5 protein-coding genes and 1 pseudogene are annotated in these 4,523 nt (G+C 31.8%); all 6 read right to left on the reverse strand.

Annotation, left to right across the window (positions count from 1 at the left end; all coding sequences use genetic code 11):
• Positions 1-125: 125 nt before the first annotated feature.
• Positions 126-1,283: a M23 family metallopeptidase gene (locus GQ589_RS12610; RefSeq protein WP_160426239.1), complete on the reverse strand. Its 1,158-nt coding sequence runs from the start codon at positions 1,281-1,283 to the stop codon at positions 126-128.
• Positions 1,284-1,345: 62 nt separating this feature from the next.
• Entirely contained in the window at positions 1,346-1,888 is a 543-nt protein-coding gene (locus tag GQ589_RS11200; protein ID WP_160426241.1) for a hypothetical protein, read from the reverse strand.
• Positions 1,889-1,897: 9 nt separating this feature from the next.
• Positions 1,898-2,242, reverse strand: coding sequence for a hypothetical protein (locus GQ589_RS11205; protein WP_160426243.1), 345 nt, complete (start codon positions 2,240-2,242; stop codon positions 1,898-1,900).
• A gap of 8 nt (positions 2,243-2,250) precedes the next feature.
• On the reverse strand, positions 2,251-2,757 hold the full coding sequence (locus GQ589_RS11210) for a hypothetical protein (RefSeq protein ID WP_160426245.1): 507 nt from the start codon (positions 2,755-2,757) through the stop codon (positions 2,251-2,253).
• 218 nt (positions 2,758-2,975) lie between these two features.
• Positions 2,976-3,632 carry a hypothetical protein gene (locus GQ589_RS11215; protein ID WP_160426248.1) on the reverse strand — a complete coding sequence of 219 codons (657 nt, stop codon included), beginning with the start codon at positions 3,630-3,632 and terminating at the stop codon, positions 2,976-2,978.
• 25 nt (positions 3,633-3,657) lie between these two features.
• A pseudogene (locus GQ589_RS11220) lies at positions 3,658-4,523 on the reverse strand (hypothetical protein); the annotation flags it as partial.

The raw sequence follows: 4,523 nt of genomic DNA on the forward strand, positions 1-4,523 counted from the left end.
GTTTAATGATTTTGGCTGTTTGATTCATTTCTGACTCTCCTTATTTGTGTTATAAAATAACTTGAATGTCAGATTAAGTAAAGACCATTACAAATAAAAAGTTTTTCATCTTTAACTCCTAATTACTAAAGTTCCACCCCAAAAGTACTTTGATACCCTTCTTTTAACAATTCCAAAGGATCTATTAAATCTGAACGTCTTTGGTAAGGTAAGTTTGCTCTATCAGTCAACGGTTTTTTCAAATCTAGGCCACCTTTTCCTGAATAATACTCTAAATGTAACATGTAAATGACTTTTCCGTTTTTGACAACTTCCGGTTTACCAGCTTTTATTAATTTTCCTGTTTTTGCAAGTACAGTACCTTGTTTAACAACATCACCAACTTTAACTTTAATACTATCGTGATCTACTTCACCATAACGAATAATAAATTGACGCCCACTGCTCGTTTTATGTCTTATTGTTATTTGATCGGTTTCTGAATAAAATCCGCTAATTTGTAGCACAACACCATCACATACTGCGACAATCTCCGTATAAGGTTCTGTATATAAATCACGTCCCGCATGTTTCCTTTTACCTCCACTACGATTCGCTCCAAACATTGTTTGATTATCATTTTTAGTCCAATTAAATCTTTTACCAAATTGCATATCAAAATTGTTTATTGGTTTTACTTTTAATGGGAAAATAATTTCAGTACTTCTAATATTAAAATAATCCATCATTGCCACGGGATGAATAAACCACGCCTTGCCATTAGTTGATAGATTGGATAGTTTCGGGGTATTAGCATTCGCATCGCTTTGTTCTGTGCTGGTTGTTTGAGCTTGCGCTTGTGCTTGTGCCACTTGTTGCCACCACAGTGAGGGTTTAATGCGTTGCGCTTTTTCTAGTTGCCAATTTTTTTTGACATGTTCATGCGCTTCATCTACTTTTTTCATCGCAATATCACGCTGATAAAGCTGGGTGATGCCCCACTCATCTAATCCCGCTTCAATCAGCGTTTTTTGTTGTTGTTTTTCTTCTTCAAATAAGTCATCAATTTCATTCCATTTGCTTAATGCTTCATCGGCATACCATTCACTTTCATATTTTACCAGTAAATGCCCTATCAACTCCGCCGTCCAGCTTCGGCGTAATCCTTCTTTTAAATCGCTATCCGTAAAAGTCGGCGGCGGTAGGTTCTTTTTCCGTTGGGTTGAATATATCAGTGTCCCTGTCAAAATTTGGTGTAGTGCCTTCATCGCTGGCGTGTAATCGGCTAAATCTAATTTCGCCACTCTATTCTTGCCAATCTTGTCTGATAGTTCCCCTACCGTGGCTTTTTTATATTAAAAACAACTTACAATTTGTCTAAATATGCACAGCCCTCAAATATTTCACCTTTATAATCAATAAAAATTTCATATATTGAGATTATCTCATCAAGATTTGCTTCACAAAAAGCTCCTTTAGGAAGACTACGAATTAAACCGCACACACCGTCTTTAGAATGAAAAATAACCACAAAATTTCTTGTTAAAGAAGAATCTTTTATATCTATAGTGATATTTATATTTTTTTCTTTTAAGGAAATGAATTGCAATTTATTCTTACTTATTTTAGCATTCCAGAATGGTTCATAACCATTCGCATAAAAAACTATAGAATTGTTGTTAACTTTATCCCAAAAAGTATGTGGCGATAACATATCTGTTTGTTGCATTTTCTGTAAATCTGATAGATTTATCCAATCTATCATTCCAGTTTTAAGATTTAAGAAATTTTGCTTATCATTTTCCGTACTACCTAAAGATAAATATTCTTGATTAGAAGAATTAGAATATACCTCTTGAGCTAATAATAATTTAGGTAACAGCAAAAATAATAAAATTAATTGTTTCATATAATAACCTTATTTGTTATGTGGATTACCAGATAAAATTGGCGGCCATGAATATTTGTCATTTGCAAATGGAATTTTTGATTTGCTATATCCCCAGTACCGTTCATGTTCAAAATGAGGAATATCATCTATCGGTACATTTCTACTCCTTAAAATAGAATAAAATTTATTATAATCAAAATCTGTAGGGTCACCATGACCATTTGGAATACCTCTATCAACTTCGATATGAGGAACTATAATTGGCCAACAACCTTCAATATCGGAAGCTTCAATATATAAATCCGCAAGAGCTTGATATTGGTTATCTGTAGGAACATCAGGACTTTTATAATTGATTTCGACATGAAACATTCTTCCTTTTAAATTATTTCTAGATTCAGCTTTTGTTGCCCATACATTTTTTTCTCTGGATTGTTAACATTATTTATTGCCTTGATAGTCTCCTCTGACATATTTCCATCAGTACAATGTAAAACAAAATGACTTCTATAGTTAGGTGTTATAGGGCAAACCCTTTTATTTTTTTCAACTTTAAAATAATCCACCATCGCCACCGGGTGAATAAACCACGCCTTGCCGTCAGTTGATAGATTGGATAGTTTCGGGGTATTAGCATCAGCATCGCTTTGTTCTGTGCTGGTTGTTTGAGCTTGCGCTTGTGCTTGTGCCACTTGTTGCCACCACAGTGAGGGTTTAATGCGTTGCGCTTTTTCTAGTTGCCAATTTTTTTTGACATGTTCATGCGCTTCATCTACTTTTTTCATCGCAATATCACGCTGATAAAGCTGGGTGATTCTCCACTCATCTAATCCCGCTTCAATAAGCGTTTTTTGTTGTTGTTTTTCTTCTTCAAATAAGTCATCCACTTCGTTCCATTTGTTTAATGCTGCATCCGCAAAAATTGGATATATGTTTTTTTCATTGCGTTGAATAAATCATTGTTTCTGTCATGTTTTGGTATAATACTCTCATCATCCGGGTATAATCTTTTAAATCTAATTTACGCTATACCAAATATAATGACAATTCAGTTATAATATAAAGTAATTTCAATATCACTTGGATAATTCAAATATTTAAAAAATCATTTACATATATTTTTGTCAAAATTATTATCAAAGTGACATTCGAATAAATCCTCCAATTTAAATTTTCCATTGCTACTGATTGAATATTTTTTCCAGAACCTAACTAATGAACCATCTTCATCAGAACCATATTTTAAAATGTATATAAAATTATCTATGTAATAATATTGGGACTCTACATAAAAAGCATCATAATCATTTTTTATGTAATAGATGGTGAGACTATCACTTATTTGATCATTAATTTCTGTAAAAAGTTTAACTTCTGCGGTAGTTACAGTTTCTAGACTAGAAGGATCTATCTCTTTTACTTTTTCTAAATAAACATTAATACCATTTATTGGAGGCAAGTATACTTTTTCATTTAATGCCATTTGGTTAATTATTTCACTATAATCAAAAGTTATTTTCGATAAAATACATTTTTCTCTTTCTTTATCTATCTCTTTTTGTGTTCTGCCGCTTTCATATGGCTTAACTAATACACAAGTAGAATCTATCTTTTTCACATAATTTTTTTTACTAACAAAATTATCACCTTGATATGTTCTTATTTTATTGATTGTAATCTTTTTATCCAAGTCATTATCAACTTTAGCATCAGCATAAATAGTAATAAAATAACAAAATATTATAAATAGTCTTCTTTTCATGGACATTCATCCTTTTATCTAAATATCATATTTTAATTTCTTTTATTTGGCTAAAATCAAAATCGCCTGAATGCAAATGAATATCATGTAAGTCATTTAAATTCTGAGCATTGGATAGTTTATAAAAATATGAACTTATTCCTATAAACCTTTCTTTAAAATGAAATTTAGCCATAGCATCAATAATTTTTTGATCTTGCTGAACATTTAATTTATATAAAGTATCAACGCTTTTACCATTTACATGTTCAGCACTAGGAAAGCAGGAGGCTTCGTAAAAACAACTTCCTGTCGTTGTCAATTCAAACCCTATCTCAGCAAGAGCACCTATAAAACCAGCTAAAGGACCCGGCCCAGTATATCTTCTTTTGGTATTACTGAACCGATATTTAATCGTAACTGAGCTTTTTGTATAATTAATTTCATCAGGCATCCGAACTATTTCAATTTTCTCATCTAATGCTCTATATAATCGCCAAATAGAACCTTTCTTATTAGAATGAAAGCCATATTCTGCAATATCACCATTTTTATATTTAACTCTTTTACTTGTAAATCCTTCATTGACATTTTCTTTATATTCAATAATATTGGTATCATTTCTATTTGGTGCACTTATTGTTACACCGTCTTCTTTCTTTTTAGTTGTATGCCAATCTGCTATACATATTTCATGTTCACTATTATTCTTATCATGATAAACGTATTTATATTTTTGCTCATACCCTGTTAGTATTTTTTCTGGTATATGTTTTTCAATTTTTCCGTCATGATAAATATGATAAGTAACAATATCTGCACCAGAAAAATAATCCACCATCGCCACCGGGTGAATAAACCACGCCTTGCCGTCAGTTGATAGATTGGATAGTTTCGGGGTATTAGCATTCG

It is taken from the genome of Gilliamella sp. Pas-s27 (assembly GCF_009795865.1).
Classification (GTDB): Bacteria; Pseudomonadota; Gammaproteobacteria; order Enterobacterales; family Orbaceae; genus Gilliamella.

Excerpts from the sequence above, each read along its gene's own strand:
- GQ589_RS11200 (WP_160426241.1), bottom strand. The coding sequence starts at position 1,888 with ATGAAACAATTAATTTTATTATTTTTGCTGTTACCTAAATTATTATTA.
- GQ589_RS11205 (WP_160426243.1), bottom strand. The coding sequence starts at position 2,242 with ATGTTTCATGTCGAAATCAATTATAAAAGTCCTGATGTTCCTACAGAT.
- GQ589_RS11215 (WP_160426248.1), bottom strand. The coding sequence starts at position 3,632 with ATGAAAAGAAGACTATTTATAATATTTTGTTATTTTATTACTATTTAT.